Origin of the sequence: Pseudomonas asuensis, assembly GCF_014646755.1 — a bacterium.
Taxonomy (GTDB): domain Bacteria; phylum Pseudomonadota; class Gammaproteobacteria; order Pseudomonadales; family Pseudomonadaceae; genus Chryseomonas; species Chryseomonas asuensis.
Window position 1 is genome coordinate 1 of record NZ_BMNW01000065.1, and the last position, 1251, is coordinate 1251.

Annotated in this window: 1 pseudogene; it reads left to right on the forward strand. The window is 57.2% G+C overall.

Going from position 1 to position 1251, the window contains the following annotated elements:
- Positions 1–105: 105 nt before the first annotated feature.
- Positions 106–656, forward strand: a pseudogene (locus IEX86_RS24655) (IS5 family transposase); the annotation flags it as partial.
- Positions 657–1251 lie beyond the last annotated feature (595 nt).

A 1251-nucleotide genomic window follows, 5' to 3' on the forward strand; every position in this document is an offset into this window, starting at 1 on the left:
GCCCTCCAGACCAAACCCGGTGACGCCAGTCACTGGAGTACTCGCCAGATGAGCAAAGCCACAGGCATCTCGCCTGCCAGCGTGCAGCGCATCTGGCATGCATTAACAGCGGTGCGAGCAACCCGAGCCTCTTCTGGCGCCGGGAAAAAGGGGGGCCAGAAGAACCGCCAGATCATGCATTAGGCCGCAGTCGAGGCGGTCTGACCACTAAGATACATATGCTCTGTGATGCCAACGGGGTACCTCTGCGCTTTGTGCTTTCGCCGGGTCAGGTCAGCGACATCTCAAATGCTCAAGCACTTCTGGATCAAGTTCGCATCCCCGGCAGGGCAGGCCGGCCTCGTACGCGCTGCAGCTGGTTGCTGGCAGACAAGGGCTATGATGCCCAGCACTTGCGCCAGTATTGCGACCGTTACCGGATGCAGCCTGTGATTCCGCTACGAACCATGAAACGCAAGCCCAAACCGGGACTGCCTCGACTGTTCGACCGCCCAAAATACCGGCAACGGAACATCATTGAGCAGATGTTCGGCTGGCTGAAGAAGAATCGTAGGATCGCTACTCGCTACGACAAGCTGGCAAGAAGTTTTGCCGCCATGGTCACGCTGGCTTGCACGCTGCGATGCCTACGGCAGTACTTTTCGTACAGAACCTAACCTTCTCGGACGCAGCATGGGCTGCCCCTGAAACCTACTACGATGCCAAGCACTTCCTGCGTAATGACATCTATGCTGACCAGAACAATGGTCCCAAGGCATCATACCGGGGTGCCTCTAGAGCGCTCCAAAGCAAGGCAGCCGAAATAGCCTCATCCGGTCGTTGAGCCGTACCGATAAGCACAGGATCAGGCCATTGGTGGGCCCCGCTGAGGGTCAACTAACCCTGGCAAGCGGTCTGAACGTGCCTGGCGTACCAGCTCTTCAAACTCCGGCCGTTGAAAGGTCAACGGCTGCTAGGTAAGTCTGCTGGAAGGGTCTGTAGCAGTGGCAGGCCTGTGGTCTCTGGCACCGCTTGCACTGTGTCCTGCTAGAAGAGTTGCGTGACGCGGATAGCCTAGATTTAAGCCGAGTCAATATAGATGACGCCAGCGTATCTAGCCCCCGGAGGCCTATGTACACGACGGATCGGGGCAAGCTTGGCAGCAAGCATAGGGTGTCACCTGTTCACGATGATGGGCCTGGGTATAGCCATAGCGTTTACCTACCTGAGCGGGTGTGTAAACGTGACGTTTGACCTTTAACCGTACGATGC